The organism is Mucilaginibacter sp. OK098, from assembly GCF_900142915.1.
Taxonomy (GTDB): domain Bacteria; phylum Bacteroidota; class Bacteroidia; order Sphingobacteriales; family Sphingobacteriaceae; genus Mucilaginibacter.
Genome location: NZ_FRCM01000005.1, coordinates 503,773 through 518,434, shown reverse-complemented (window position 1 = coordinate 518,434; position 14,662 = coordinate 503,773). Strand labels below are relative to the sequence as shown.

The 14,662-nt window shown below is 39.9% G+C and carries 12 protein-coding genes; 10 read left to right on the top strand and 2 right to left on the bottom strand.

Features of this window, described 5'->3' with window-relative positions:
- The first annotated feature begins 40 nt into the window (after positions 1–40).
- The 10 genes from BUE31_RS18955 to BUE31_RS18910 all read left to right on the top strand — a co-directional run bounded on the left by BUE31_RS18955 (position 41) and on the right by BUE31_RS18910 (position 12,502).
- A complete protein-coding gene (locus BUE31_RS18955) occupies positions 41–1,225 on the top strand; it encodes a hypothetical protein (protein WP_073405390.1) in 1,185 nt (394 codons plus the stop codon).
- Positions 1,226–1,430: 205 nt separating this feature from the next.
- The gene (locus tag BUE31_RS18950) at positions 1,431–1,649 is read left to right on the top strand and encodes a hypothetical protein (RefSeq protein ID WP_073405389.1); all 219 of its coding nucleotides are present in this window, start codon (positions 1,431–1,433) and stop codon (positions 1,647–1,649) included.
- A 132-nt stretch (positions 1,650–1,781) separates the two neighbouring features.
- Positions 1,782–2,096, top strand: coding sequence for a hypothetical protein (locus BUE31_RS18945; protein WP_073405388.1), 315 nt, complete (start codon positions 1,782–1,784; stop codon positions 2,094–2,096).
- A 96-nt stretch (positions 2,097–2,192) separates the two neighbouring features.
- Positions 2,193–4,361, top strand: coding sequence for a TonB-dependent receptor (locus tag BUE31_RS18940; RefSeq protein WP_073405387.1), 2,169 nt, complete (start codon positions 2,193–2,195; stop codon positions 4,359–4,361).
- A 127-nt stretch (positions 4,362–4,488) separates the two neighbouring features.
- Entirely contained in the window at positions 4,489–5,655 is a 1,167-nt protein-coding gene (locus tag BUE31_RS18935) for an ROK family transcriptional regulator (protein ID WP_159440711.1), read from the top strand.
- A gap of 56 nt (positions 5,656–5,711) precedes the next feature.
- Entirely contained in the window at positions 5,712–9,047 is a 3,336-nt protein-coding gene (locus tag BUE31_RS18930) for a SusC/RagA family TonB-linked outer membrane protein (RefSeq protein WP_073405385.1), read from the top strand.
- 22 nt (positions 9,048–9,069) lie between these two features.
- Positions 9,070–10,662, top strand: a complete 1,593-nt coding sequence (locus tag BUE31_RS18925; protein ID WP_234997863.1) for a SusD/RagB family nutrient-binding outer membrane lipoprotein — start codon at positions 9,070–9,072, stop codon at positions 10,660–10,662.
- Between the two features lie 362 nt (positions 10,663–11,024).
- On the top strand, positions 11,025–11,414 hold the full coding sequence (locus BUE31_RS18920) for a hypothetical protein (protein ID WP_143167178.1): 390 nt from the start codon (positions 11,025–11,027) through the stop codon (positions 11,412–11,414).
- A gap of 139 nt (positions 11,415–11,553) precedes the next feature.
- Positions 11,554–11,979: a hypothetical protein gene (locus BUE31_RS18915; protein WP_073405382.1), complete on the top strand. Its 426-nt coding sequence runs from the start codon at positions 11,554–11,556 to the stop codon at positions 11,977–11,979.
- A gap of 100 nt (positions 11,980–12,079) precedes the next feature.
- On the top strand, positions 12,080–12,502 hold the full coding sequence (locus BUE31_RS18910; protein WP_073405381.1) for a hypothetical protein: 423 nt from the start codon (positions 12,080–12,082) through the stop codon (positions 12,500–12,502).
- Between the two features lie 99 nt (positions 12,503–12,601).
- Here BUE31_RS18910 and BUE31_RS18905 read toward each other — a convergent pair whose 3' ends face one another.
- Complete coding sequence (locus tag BUE31_RS18905) at positions 12,602–13,306, bottom strand: hypothetical protein (protein WP_073405380.1); 705 nt, start codon at positions 13,304–13,306, stop codon at positions 12,602–12,604.
- Between the two features lie 326 nt (positions 13,307–13,632).
- The gene (gene holA, locus BUE31_RS18900; protein ID WP_073405379.1) at positions 13,633–14,655 is read right to left on the bottom strand and encodes a DNA polymerase III subunit delta; all 1,023 of its coding nucleotides are present in this window, start codon (positions 14,653–14,655) and stop codon (positions 13,633–13,635) included.
- Between the last annotated feature and the right edge of the window lie 7 nt (positions 14,656–14,662).

Here is a 14,662-nt window from a genome sequence, read left to right as displayed (position 1 = left end):
TCCGTATCTTCAAAGCCAACAAACCACGCAACAAACACCCATGAAATACCTCCACCTCCTCTTCCCCCTGCTCCTAACCCAACCCATTTTCGCCCAAACAAGCCTGCCGGTTATCAAAGCAACCTCCAAAAAGGTAGCCATTAACGATGGTGGCATCCTGGATAAAAATGCATGGTCGCTTTCACCAACTGCCAGGCCGGATGTTTACACCGCCGGCAGGACCCGCAAAACAAAATGGGTAACCTTTTATACCGATCTCGATTCCATCAAAGTAAAGGTAAAGCCAGGCACGCGGTTTGATTTCGTGATCCTGCTGAACGGCAAGGATTCCTGCTATACACAAATTGCCAGCTCCTTCCCACCGGAAGATCCGCTTAAAAGAAACCTGGTTACCAACGACACCATCCCCTTTACGCTTACTGCGGCTAACGCCATCCATGTAAAGGCCGTTATCAACAATACCGATACGCTGAACATGCATTTTGATATCAGTTCCTTCGATTTTCATATCACGAAGGCCGCCATCCTTAAAAAAAAGTTGCTGGCTAACCAGCCCGATGCTTTGGCAGGCAAGGCTGAACCAAACTACAGCAAGCTGGCAAAGGTATTTAAGCTGCAGGTAGGCAATATGACCTGGAATGATCCCCCTGTTTCGGCCACCAGCTTAGCCGCCGACGATATGGACGGCCGCATCGGCTGGACGGTGTTCAATAATAAAATTATTGAGCTTGATTACGACAAAAGCCTGATGATCATTCACTCTAAATTGCCAAAGGATTTAAAAGGCTACACCAAAGCAAAATTAGGCTTCACCCGGTACGACCCCTACATTAATGCCACCTTCGAGATAGCAGGCAAACAATACACCGGCGGCTTCATCATGGACAACGGCTCAGCTGAAGCCGTTATTTTAAACGGCGAATGGGCCGCCAAACAAAACTTCCCCACCAATTTAAAAGTGATCAAAACCGCCTCCATTCGTGATGCTGACGGCCATAAATACGAAACCAATACGGTTATTGCCCCGGTGCTAAAACTCAATGGCTTCGCGCTCACCAATATCCCAACCATTGTGTTAAGCAGCAAAATCCGCGTAGAAAATACGCTCAACTTCTTCGGCAACGGCGCCCTGAAGCGCTTCAATATGATCCTCGATCTTAAAAATGATTACATTTATTTAAAGCCAAATAAATTATTTGAAGTGAAATATAGGGGAGATTCGTAATCATCTGTATGCAAAGACGCAAAGTATGGCGTCTCTGCATACAGATGATCGTTTTCCGCCTGTTCATACTTCCAGACTTAAAGCTATTTGAACACACGTAAATCAAAGGATAGATTAGCATTGCAAAAATGGAAAACAAATCAGTTGCAATTTATTTCAATTGCCTTCTTATTTTTAACAATTAAATTTTTTGTGAATTTGTTACATGAGTATCGTAGTTAATCCGCATAATAAACAGGAAGAACTGGCACTATTGGCCTTTCTTGATCGTAGGAAATACGAATATGCACGTGACGAAGATTCCGTTCTATCAAAAGAACAGCAATTGGAAGTATTAGAACGGGACAGGCAATACGAAGCTGGCGAAACAGAAAGCTTTACTTTGAACGAAATAATTGCCCATTTCGACATTAAAGAAAAGTAATGAGCCAAATTCCACCTCCTCCCAAATAAATCCCTATTTTTGTACTCAATGCTAAGAAAAATCACCGCTTATTTTTTTGCGTGCCTCTTTTTGTTAGGGAGTGCTTTCTTACCGCTTTGCGATTTTTCTTTGATGAATGATATCCCAAAAATGTACCATTCATACCAAAAACTGGCAACGCCTGAAGAAAATGGCATTGTTGATTTTATTGGAGATTACCTGTTTGCCGGTAAAACCCTGTTAGGTCATAATAAAAGCGACAAACCCGAAAGTTCAGCCCTATCGGTTCAATTTCAGCATTCACCTACTGTTTCAAGCTTCTTTTATTGCGATCTTAAATTGCCCTACCTTTTTATTAAGGATTTTAAAATACTTCATACCCCTTTAAAAAACCCAACCGAAGTAACAGCGTTTTATTCAGAATTGTTCCGTCCCCCATTAGCATAACCTTTCTCCTGCTTTTTATTAAATACCGGCTTCTTTTATAAAGAGGCTAAACGCTTTTATAGTCGTTTTTTTAACGGCGTACTTACCTGTTATTTCATGAAAAAACTTTTTACCCTTGTGGCGCTGTTGGCTTGCAGCGCTGTATCTGCTCAAAATATAATTAAGGCCGTAATCAGGGACGATAAAACAAAACAACCATTACCAGGGGCCACAGCTACCATTTCCGCTTTAAAAAAAGGCGGAACTGCTGATACCGCCGGAATGCTCATTATTGAGCAGATCCCGGATGGGAAAGTAGTAATTACATTCAGCTTTGTAGGTTACATCTCACAGGACAAAACCTTAACCCTGCCTGCAAAAAACAGCGGCGAAGTATTAGAAATTTACCTTGAACCCTTAGCAGGTGAGCTGGCAGAAGTAACTATCCAAACCACCAGGACTAACCAGAACCTGAAAGATATTCCCACCCGGATTGAAGCCCTGCCACAGGAAGAACTTGACGAAAAGGGCACCATGCGCCCCGGCGATATTAAAATGCTTTTAGGCGAAACAACAGGCATCCAGGTTCAGCAAACATCTGCGGTTAGCAGCACGGCTAACTTCAGGATCCAGGGACTTAGCAGCAGGTACACACAATTGCTAAAGGATGGGATGCCGCTTTACCAGGGTTTTTCAGGGGGATTAAGTTTATTACAGGTATCTCCGCTGGATTTAAAACAGGTTGAATTTATAAAAGGATCGGCCTCAACTTTGTATGGTGGCGGCGCAATAGCCGGATTGGTGAATTTGATCAGTAAAACCCCACAGGATAAGCCGGAGCTAACTTTTTTATTAAACGGCACTACCGCCAAAGGTACCGACGCTAACGGCTATTACTCGCAAAAATGGAAGCATATCGGCACAACCCTATTTGGATCTTATAACCATAACGACGCTTACGCCCCTGGTGGTACCGACTTTACCGCCATCCCAAAAACAAACAGATTCACCCTAAATCCTAAGTTGTTTTTTTATCCAAATGATACGGATTCCGGCTGGATAGGGTTAAACGGCACCTATGAAAACAGGCTTGGCGGGGATGTACAGGTGGTTAATGGTAAGCCTGACAATGTGCATCAATACTATGAACAAAATAAATCGTACCGGTTTTCTGCCCAACTCTCATTTACACATCAAATTGATACGGCAAGTCAACTTAATTTTAAGAATACTACCGGTTATTTTAACCGCACATTATCTGAGCCGGGATACCGCTTCGCAGGCAAGCAAACATCGTCATACAGCGAAATAAATTATGTGTACCACAATAAAAAATTCAACTGGGTATTGGGCGGTAACTTATGGACCGATAAGCTGCTGGTACCCTACCCTATGGCCTATTTAAATTACAGCATTAATACCTGGGGCGGGTTTGTTCAAAATACCTATAAAGCAACCAACTGGTTTTCGTTGGAAACCGGCTTAAGGGCTGATTATAATACACCAGCACCTGCAAATAAGGCCAATGGTGTTTTTATATTGCCGCGGATAAACGCTTTGTTTAAGCCGGATAAACATTTAACCAGCAGATTAGGTGGCGGCCTGGGCTATAAAATGCCCACTATATTTAGCGATCAAACAGAAGAACAGGGATATAAAGATATTCAGCCGGTATCAATTACTAATTTAAAAGCCGAGCAATCATACGGCTTAAACGGTGATGTTAATTATCGCAATACTATTGGCGATGCGGTTGTAAATATTAATCAGCTGTTTTTTTATACCAGGGTAAACCAGCCGCTATTATTGCAAGACAACATTTATGCTAATGCACCAGGAAACCTGGCAAGCAAAGGTTCAGAAACTAACATTAAAATATTTATAGATGATTTAGGGATTTATTTAGGCTATACCTACACCGATACCAAACAACATTTTAACGGCATAACATCTACGCAGCCGCTTACGCCAAAAAACAGGATCAGCGCAGATGTTACCTATGAAATTGAAAACAGTTTAAGGGTTGGAATTGAAGGATTTTATAACAGTAAACAATTATTAAGCGACGGAACAACCGGCCGTGGGTTTTATACATTCGGACTGCTTGTTCAAAAAATGTGGAAACACTTTGACGTATTTATCAATGCCGAAAATCTTACCGATCAACGGCAAACCCGATGGGGAAGCATTTATACCGGCACAATAACCAATCCTGTTTTCAGAGATCTGTACGCGCCTTTAGATGGCGTTGTTGTTAACGCCGGTATAAAAATTAAAGTTAAGTAAATGGCTTGTAACTGAAATTTCTCATTGAGTTACAGTCTTTTTATTAAAATTAAAAACTTATTAAATATTTTAAAAAGTTAAATAAAAATTTATATTTGCCTCACATAAATTTAACATCAAATTGTTATTGGATAATTCAAATCACTTATCTGTAATTAAGGCATTGTATTTTAACGGATCGATCGGTTGTTCTGAGGTCAGTAAAATCACAGGGTTCAGTATTCCCAATGCTCAAAAAAACTTAACCGAACTTATAGAAGAAGGAATTGTAATTGAAAAAGGCCTTGCATCATCAAAAGGGGGCCGTAAGCCTATACTTTATGCCCTGGTACCTGGTAAATTTTATATCCTATCAGTAGCTGTCGATCAATTTATTACAAAAATTGGCCTGGTTAACCTGGATAACGAATTTATTGGCGAGGTTGAACACTTTAAATTTAACCTGTATGATAAAGCTGCAACTACCGATAGCCTGATCAGAAAGATAAATGGTTTTATTACCAAATTGACTATCGATACCACTAAAATTTGCGCTATAGGAGTATCCGTTCCGGGTTTTGTAGATGTTGAAAAGGGAATAAACAAAAACTTTCTGAAAGATACCGGCAAAAGCTTACGCGATTACATAGCCGAAAACACCGGGTACCCTACCTTTATGGATAATGACTCGAGCGCAATAGCGCTTGCTGAACTTAAGTTTGGGATCGGCAGAACAAAGAAAGAAATAATGGTGCTTAATATTGGCTGGGGAATTGGCCTGGGCATGATAGTAAAAGGAGAAATTTTCAGGGGCTTTAGCGGATTTGCAGGTGAGTTTAGCCATATCCCTCTTTTTAAAAACGAAAAAATATGCAATTGTGGTAAAAGAGGCTGTCTTGAAACAGAGGCATCTCTTATTCTTATAGAACAACAGGCCGATGAGGCGATTAAAAACGGCCAGTCAACGACTATAATCCCTGATAGAAAAGGCCATACATCCATCAATTCAGTTATAACCGAAGCAAAAAATGGCGACGAACTGGCCATAAAATTGATATCAAATGCAGGATATCAGATTGGCCGGGCTTTGGCAGTATTAATACATATTATGAACCCCCAAACCATTGTTCTGAGTGGCAAAGGCAGCGAAGCCGGCAAATTATGGCTTGCCCCAATACAGCAGGCTCTTAATGAGCTATGCATACCCGTATTATTAAATGATAGCGAAGTAGTACTATCCACCCTCGGAAGTAACGCCCAGCTTATAGGAAGTGCCGCCTTAGTTATAGAAAACATTGAAAGTATCACTTTCTAAAGTTCAATTCCAAATTCACCAACAAATAAACAAATACATCAAATCACTAAATTTTTATGCAAAAACTCTACGAAGTTTGTAAAAGATCATTGGTACTGCTGTTGATTATCCTATCGCACAGTGCTTTTGCTCAAACTACAGTAACAGGAAAAGTTACTGACGAAATCGGCCCATTGCCAGGCGTAAGTGTAACAATTAAAGGCACCAGCACAGGAACCCAAACCGATGTTGCCGGTAAATTCTCGCTTAAAGTAAAAAATGGCGATGTTGTAAAATTCTCGCTAATGGGTTATGCTACAAAAGAAATTAGCATTACCAGCCAAACCGTATTGAACGTTCAGCTTGTTCAAAGTAGTAATGAATTAAAGGATGTTGTAGTTACCTCTTTTGGTATTAAAAGACAGGAAAGGTCACTGGGATATTCAACTAATACCGTAACTGCAAAAGAACTAACAGAGGCAGGTAACACCAATTTTGCTTCGGCAATGTATGGTAAAGCTGCCGGTGTACAGATCAGTACTGCCCCGGGTGGTTCAAGCAGTGCGGTAAACGTACAGATCCGCGGTATCAATTCCCTTAATTTTAACGGACAGCCATTGTATGTTGTGGACGGCGTAATTCTTCGCAACGAGGGCCAGTACGGAGCAAATGGCCGTAATAATGGTGGCTATTATGATGATCAGCGGATCCGCGGTAATGGTATATTAGATATCAACCCGCAGGATATTGAAAGCCTGAGTGTATTGAAAGGCGCAAGTGCAACCGCGCTTTATGGCTCAGATGCAGGCTCTGGTGTGATTATTATAACAACCAAAAAAGGCGCAAAAGGCAAAGGCCCAACTGTTGATCTTAACTATTACGGATCAGTTGAGCAGGCTGCATTTTTGCCTCAGTTTCAAAATGTATACGGACAGGGATATGACCGTGCTACAAACCTGGCTGTAGGCGCCAATGAAGATGGCTGGATAGCCGATTCAAAATCACCAGGCGGTTTTCGCCCTAACTTTAGGCCCTATGCTGAGTTTGGACCTAAAATGGAAGGACAAAAAGTAAGATGGTGGGATGGTTCAATCCGTTCATACTCTCCGCAACCTAATAACTATAAAGATATTTTCAGAACAGGCTACAGTTCATCTGCCAACGTTTCTATATCTAACCAAACTGATAATTACAACTATCGCCTATCTGCTTCCAGGTTGGATTATAATGGTATTCAACGTGAATCAGGCCAGCAAAAAAACACTTTCAGCTTAAACAGCGGTGTTAAGCTAAGCAAAAGTGTAAGTGTTGACCTGATTGCTAACTATGTTAATACCCTTACCCATAACAGGCCTTATCAAACCAATCAGCTTGCAGCATCATATGATGGCTTTTTCGGACGCGAAGAGGATATGAACCTTGTTTTACAGAAATTCCAAACCTCACAGGGATATGCCTGGGTACCTTACAACCAAACACAGCGTAACCCTTCTGAGGCGTTTGTGTTTAACGTAAGGCCTAACCTTTATAATTATTTCTGGAATACATTAAAGAATACAGCTGACGAAAACGACAACCGTTTATACACAAGCGCAACCTTAAATTGGGATGTTATGAAACACCTTAAATTTAGGGGAAGGATCGGTAACGATTTTACTTCACATAGCGAAGAGGATAAACAGTACAATCAATATGCGGTAGCGTTTAACCCGGATAACTCAAGTACAGGTGGTTACCAGGTTTCAAACGGTATTTACTCTATTGTTTATGGAGATGGATTATTAGCCTATTCAAATAACATAGGTAAAGATTTCACCTATTCGGCAAGTGGTGGTTTTACTTATAGAACTGAACATTACAGAGACCAGTCTTCAGGTACTTCAAATGGTTTGGTTGCAGAAAACTTCTTTTCTTTAAACAACTCTTATGGTATATTATCAACTTCATCAAACAGGCAGGCGCTTATTAAATACGGATATTTCGGTTTATTAAACTTCGCTTATAAAAACTACCTGTTCCTTGAAGGAACTATGCGCCAGGAGTCATCTTCAACATTGCCGCCTCAAAACAACACCTATTTTTACCCATCGGTAAACGGTGGTTTTGTTTTTACCGATGCATTTAAGAGTTCAATGCCGTCGTTTTTAAGCTATGGCAAGTTAAGGGCCTCTTATGGCGTGGTTGGTAACCCAGCTCCGATATATAAATCAAATGTATTGTACGCTCAAACCTCATTACAAACTATTAATGGTTCAGTAACTTCGTTAAGCTTACCTGGCAGCTATGGAAACTTAAACCTGATGCCTGAAAAGAAATATGAAAAAGAAATTGGTTTGGAAACCAAGTTTTTTAATGACAGATTAGGCTTAGATGTTACCTACTACACCAACAGGGTAAAAAATCAGATCATACAATTACAGATAGCACCAAGTAATGGCGGCGGTAGCCAATTAGTTAATGCCGGCGAAATTGGAAGCCATGGATGGGAAGTTGCGTTAAATGCAACACCTGTTATCAGTGGTGATTTCAAATGGCAAACCAGGCTGAATTTTGCATTTAACCGTTCAAAATTATACAGCTTACCATCTAACGTTCCTCAGCTGATTTTTTCACAAAGCGAACAAAATGCAATTGTGATTTCTGCAAAACCAGGTGAAGATCTGGGCAATATTTATGTTAACCCAATAGCAACCGATGCCAAAGGCAATAAACAAGTTGATGCTACAGGTTTATACATAATTGACAATACCAGGTATGTTAAAGCCGGTAATATACTTCCAAAAGTATCTGGCGGTATTGCTAATACTTTCAACTACAAAAACTTCTCATTAGATGTTTTGGTTGATTACCGTTTAGGAGGGCAGATGGTTTCAACCCCTCAGAAATATGCTTTAGGCGCAGGTATGTATAAGAGCACTTTAAAATACCGTGATGCAGCACATGGTGGTTTAACTTATTATGTTAATACTGCCGGTACTTATGTGCAGTTACCTTCAAATGCCGCCGCAGGCCCAGCAGGAGAAAAGGTTTATCATGACGGTGTTATATTGCCTGGAGCAACTGCCAATGGGCAACCTAATTCAACTATAATACAGGCGGCCACCTACTATTTTAACACTTTCCAATGGGGTAACAATGCCGACAATCTGGATGGTGCTGTTTATAACAACAGCTATGTTAAATTACGTGAAGTTACTTTGGGATACAAACTTCCCAATAAGTTAACAGAAAGACTTCATTTGTATAACCTGAGGTTTTCAGTGTTTGGCAGAAACCTGTTGTATTTCTACCGCACATTGAAAAATCTTGATCCTGAAACAGCAATTGGAAGCCAGTGGTATAACCAGGGTGTTGATAATGGTTCAATGCCGGCCACCCGCAGCTTTGGTTTATCATTAAATGCAAGCTTCTAAATTTTAAACATTTAACAATCTGATGATGAAAAAAATATTTATAAATATCAGCCTTTTGCTTTCGCTGGTTATAACATTCAGTTCATGCAAAAAGAAACTGGCTGATGAATTTAATAACCCGGAGCTTTCAACCAAGCCCAGTATTCCCAACTTTTTTACTGCAATGCTTAATAATGACAGGGTAAGGCCAGCCTACTGGAATCTTCGTACTTATTTATTGTTGCAACCAGGAGTATATTCACAAACAGCCGCTTTTGATAACGCGAGTGGTGTGTATCAGCAAAATGATGGGTATACCGGTAATTACTGGACCGATTTTTACTACGCCAGCGGTAATGGCAGCGGAGTAATGGCTTTATACCGCTCTATTGAAAAAACATACAATGGCCTTTCAGCAGCCGATCAGGCTACACAAAAGGTGTTTTTAGAAGCTGCGAAAGTTGTATTATATGACCAGACTTCGAAAATGGTTGATGCATGGGGTGATATACCTTTTAGCCAGGCAGGAAACCTGGAAACAAATAGTGCAATTAAAGATGCTGCTTTTGATGATGCAAAATCAATATACACTACTTGTATAAGCGGACTTGATGAGGCTGCAACATTTTTCGGCGCTTCAACAACTGCATCTACAGCCGGCTTTAAAAAACAGGACATTTTGTTACAGGGCAGTTTGGATATGTGGCGCAGGTATGCAAACTCTATCCGTTTGCGGATGCTGATGCGTATGTCGTTTTTAGATGAGGCTACAGCTAAAACAGCAGTAAATGCAATGTTGTCAAATACCGCAGCCTACCCGCTTATTGATGGTGGCAGTGTTGCTAATTACAGCCCGGCCTCGTCTGACGTGCTTTTACAGCCGCTTACTACCAATCAAAATACACTATTGAATGCATTTACAGAAGGCAGCAGTTTTTATGCACCTGACTATATGCTCAATACAGCGATGTTACCTGCAAATGACCCAAGGATTCCAGTAGTGTTTGATAAATTCGGAAAAACTGTAAATGGTGTTTTTGTTCCGAATGCTACCTACAAAGCCATGCCTATAACTTTTACGTCAGATCAGCAATCAAACAACTATACCAGCTATTCTACTATAGATTCGGCTACGTTTTTAAATAATCTAAAACTTCCCGGGGTTGTTATTACTGCCTCTGAGGTTAACTTTTTAAAAGCCGAAGCTTTAGAGCGTTGGGGTAGTTCAAGTGCGGCAGAAACAGCTTATAATACAGCAGTAAGCCAATCAGTAGCGTTTTATTACTACTTAAATAACTTAGGTGGCGGTAAAGTTGCTGCTCCTGACGCACCAACATTGGCAGCATTTTTAAATAACACCAATGTAGCTTATGCTGGTACTACAGATCAGAAACTTGCTAAAATATGGTTGCAAAAATGGGTACATTTTGGTGTATTGCAATCAGATGAAGCATGGTCTGAATACCGCAGAACCAAGTTTCCACAGCTTACATTTGTTACCCAAACTCAAAATGGCTATCAGTTGCCGCCAACACGTTTAGTGTACCCAAGTATTGAAACTGCTTACAATAGCCATTATAGTGCTGTACAAGCAAAAGATACCCGTACTACCAAAATATTTTGGGACGTGAAATAATCGTCAATCTTTAATTTACATAAAAAAACCGCTCCATATTAATGTGAGCGGTTTTTTTATGCCTGGGCTTATTTTGGAAAAAATACGATAAAAGCCCATTCCTTCTCTCCTTAATACATCTCCAAAATCAACCTTTCAAAGCTTGTTCATTCCATTATTTAACAAGGCCTGATTTTTTTACTAAATTTATCTATCTCATTTTCAATACGTTAAATCAATTTATAAAAAATAGATAGAACTATGTATTGCATATTACTGTATTAAACATATATCTTTGTAACATATTAGCAAATTAAGTAGTCTTATAAGAAATAAAACCTCTAAACCAACAAACAGGATCATTAACCCTAAACAACAATAAAATGAAAACAAGCTTTTTTATAGCCGCTTTATGTCTCGTGTCTTTGAGCATTTTCATAGGCTGGGTAAAACTTCAAAAAAACAATGGCGATGTAGCTATCTCTGTATCTGATACCGATGAGGCTTACACTTATATCGCATCATTTGATGAAGATTATACAGACAAGGTACAGGGATATATTAACCATAGTATTAAGCCCAATGGCCTTTTCAGATCAACACACGACTATTTTGATGTTACTACCACCCTTAAAGACGGGACAGGTTTTTATGTAAAGGAATCTCCTGGCAACCTGAAAATAGAAATAAATAAAAAGAAAAACTCAACCGCATCATACTTCCGCATTAAGAAAATGTGCGATGGGATTAGCAACGTTTTGAAAGGAAAGTAGGATAGAGATTAGAGACCAGAGGTTAGAGATTAGTTGGGAAAAAGGTCCGAAAGTCGGGAAAGTCCGAAAGAGAAAATGCTCAAGTACATGTAATAATTCATTAAATCACTAATTCACTAAATCATTAATTATATCCCCCATGAAAAAAATCATCCTAACCCTTTCCCTGCTGATAGGTATAAGCGCGGTAAGCTTTGCACAATGCGATAAAAAGCTTGTGCTTACATCATCAAAAACAGATCATTTGGATGCAGCTGGCGCTGTAACCCGCACAAATGATGAAACAGCCGAGATTGACATCACCAAAACTACGGTCGACATCAGCGTAAATGATGATCATAAAATGAATGGCACCATTACCGATAATACCTGTAACTGGACAGTGCCTTTTAAAGAAGGAAAAAGCGTGATCCATGTAAAAATGAGTAATGATAATGGCGAAGAGAAAAAAGTAACCATAACCATTGAAGGTAAAGATGGTAAGGTTACCCTTTTATTTGAAATGGAAGGCGAGGGAGGCGACAGGGTACGCGTTGGAATTGACAAGTTTGTTGAGAAGGCATAAACCTAAATTTCCTTGCTATTTTCAGACTTACGAAGTTTTTAAAACTTCGTAAGTCTTAGTTTAATAAGCAAATAACAAAATAGATTTACCATAAAATACAATGAAAAAAATATTATTAACCATCACCTTACTGGCAGCCTTAAGCGTTGCCTGCTTTGCACAATGCGATAAAACTGTTGTGCTTACTTCATCAAAAACCAACCATATAGATGCCGCCGGTACTTTGCTGCGATCGGAAGATGAAGCTGTGTCTATTGAAATTAACAAAACAGAAGTTAACGTTCTTGTTAATGGTGATCCCAAAATAAAAGCCATTATAAAATCAAATACCTGTAACTGGAAAGTACCTTTTAAAGATGGGAAAACCGTTATCCATGGTGTTGCGCAACGCGATGGCAAAGACATGCCGGTTACCCTTACTATTGAAGGCAAAGATGGAAAAGTTACCTTATTGTTTCAAATGGACGAGGCGCTTGACGACAGAGTAAGAATAACTCCGGATAAGTTTGCCGAAAAAGCTTAATTAAACATCTTGTCATTGCAGGTGTAACACCACAAGCTCATTGACCTGCATAGCGGTGAGTTTGCTGCGCGTTATTTTCTGCAATGACAATTTGGATATTTACTTTGTACCAATCACCTCTCCCTTTTCATTCAAAGTTTCAATAACGGGTTGGTTTTGTTTGTTTACATAGATGTTTAGACGTGGCTTTCCGTTTGCATCATTTAAAAACAAGCCGACCTCCCCTTTTGTGTTTTTACCTACAAAAAGCCTTTGCCGGGTATTCCCCGCTGCTTTAAGCTTTTTAATACCGTTATTCATTGCACTGGTATCATTTAGTTTTTTTAATGAATCGTAATAAGCCAGCTGTTTGGCTAGGGTAAACTCATCTTTCCTGTCCCACATGTTTAGCCCGTAGCTTCTTACAATATTGCCGTGATCTTTATCCTGCTCATATTGCAGCTGCATTATCTGGTCGTTTTTATACTGATCAAATGAATAGGTCATGCTGGCGCTGTTTTTATCACCGTCATAAACCAGGCCGCCATCCTCATCACCTTCATCATTAAAAAAGATCATGCCGGCAGGACGCTCACGGGTAGGCAGATCTTTATCGTCCATCCTGCCGGGATGCTGCCTTTCCTTGTTGCTGATTACCATCCTTAGTTTGCCTGTTTTTTCGACAATGTTTATGCGTTCGGCTGTTATTTCTTTGTAGTGGCCGGTATTTAAATTTAAAGTATACACTATTAATGCCAGCACAACCAGCGTTAATACAATAGCGTAGATCTTTAATATTTTAACCTGTTTTGCTAAGTTTTCCATGGAATGTGTGATCTTTTTATTAGCCAAAGCTACTAAAAGGAAAATCGTGCTTCAACTTTAAGAAACCGGATGATAGCCTGATTGGTGATGTGAAGGATATGATAAAGAAAGGGTTTGAACTTTATGATAAGGCTGAATAGAACATCGGCAAAATTTATCAACCTTAAAAAGATGCTGTAATGAAAATTCGTAGAGACGCGATGCTTCGCGTCTGAAACTTTGCATCCCGAATTTTGCATTTCAAATTTCTTAAGTATAATTAGCAGGCGGGAGACGCGAAGCATCGCGTCTCTACGGGCCAATTCAAGAAAAAAATGATTTAAATCCTAATGCAAAATCTTAAACACCAATTCCTTCATCAGCCCGCCATTATCGGTGTTTGAATCAACGCCTTTGCTTTTCAAATCATACTCGCGCAGGTAGCTGATGATCTGCATGGTTTTGCCATAGTTATAGCTGCGGGCGGCCTGCTCATAATCTTTTATAAAATACGGACTGATGCCCAGCTCCCGCGCCAGGTTTTGCGGCGACTTATCCTTTACATAATGATAAGTTAGCACCTTGCTGAAAAAGTTATTCAGATTACCTAAAACCAATACTATTGGGTTAGCTTTGGGGTTGGCCTCAAAATAATTAATGATCTGGTTAGCCTTTAATGCATCTTTTTTACCAAGCGCGGCCTGCAGCTCAAATACATTATATTCTTTGCTGATGCCTATATTATCGTGAATATGCTTCAGGGTGATCTCCTGCCCGGCCTGTACATTCAGCATCAGCTTTTCAAGCTCATTACTGATCTTTGAAAGATCGTTACCCAAATATTCAGCCAGCATAAGGGAGGCCTGCTGATTGATCTTATAACCCTTTTCGGCTATAAAGCCTTCAATCCACGCAGGGATCTTACTATCATATAAAGCAGCTGATTCAAAAATGAGTCCGTTTTTTTCTATGGCCTTATAAGTCTTTTTACGTTTATCAAACTTGCCGTACTTGTAGCAAAAAACAAGAATGGTGCTTGGCAGCGGGTTCTCCAGGTAACTTAATAAGGGGTTTATTCCTTTTTTATCGGCATCGTCACTTCCCCATTTCATATCCTGCGCCTCTTTTACCAAAACTACCTGGTAATCGGCCATCATGGGGTAGCGTTTGGAAGCATTTAGCACGGTCATTATATCGGTATCCTTACCGTATAAAACGGTTTGGTTAAATCCTTTTTCAGCTTCAGGCAACAGCTTACGCTCTACATATTCACTCACCAAATCAATAAAATAAGGTTCCTCCCCATGCAGTAAATACAGGGGTTTATACTTTTTATTCTTCAGATCTTTTATAATATCGGTCGCCGTCATTTCAGTG

Coding starts and splice junctions, on each gene's coding strand:
- BUE31_RS18955 (WP_073405390.1), top strand. CDS start 41: ATGAAATACCTCCACCTCCTCTTCCCCCTGCTCCTAACCCAACCCATT.
- BUE31_RS18950 (WP_073405389.1), top strand. CDS start 1,431: ATGAGTATCGTAGTTAATCCGCATAATAAACAGGAAGAACTGGCACTA.
- BUE31_RS18945 (WP_073405388.1), top strand. CDS start 1,782: ATGAATGATATCCCAAAAATGTACCATTCATACCAAAAACTGGCAACG.
- BUE31_RS18940 (WP_073405387.1), top strand. CDS start 2,193: ATGAAAAAACTTTTTACCCTTGTGGCGCTGTTGGCTTGCAGCGCTGTA.
- BUE31_RS18930 (WP_073405385.1), top strand. CDS start 5,712: ATGCAAAAACTCTACGAAGTTTGTAAAAGATCATTGGTACTGCTGTTG.
- BUE31_RS18925 (WP_234997863.1), top strand. CDS start 9,070: ATGATGAAAAAAATATTTATAAATATCAGCCTTTTGCTTTCGCTGGTT.
- BUE31_RS18920 (WP_143167178.1), top strand. CDS start 11,025: ATGAAAACAAGCTTTTTTATAGCCGCTTTATGTCTCGTGTCTTTGAGC.
- BUE31_RS18915 (WP_073405382.1), top strand. CDS start 11,554: ATGAAAAAAATCATCCTAACCCTTTCCCTGCTGATAGGTATAAGCGCG.
- BUE31_RS18910 (WP_073405381.1), top strand. CDS start 12,080: ATGAAAAAAATATTATTAACCATCACCTTACTGGCAGCCTTAAGCGTT.
- BUE31_RS18905 (WP_073405380.1), bottom strand. CDS start 13,306: ATGGAAAACTTAGCAAAACAGGTTAAAATATTAAAGATCTACGCTATT.
- holA (WP_073405379.1), bottom strand. CDS start 14,655: ATGACGGCGACCGATATTATAAAAGATCTGAAGAATAAAAAGTATAAA.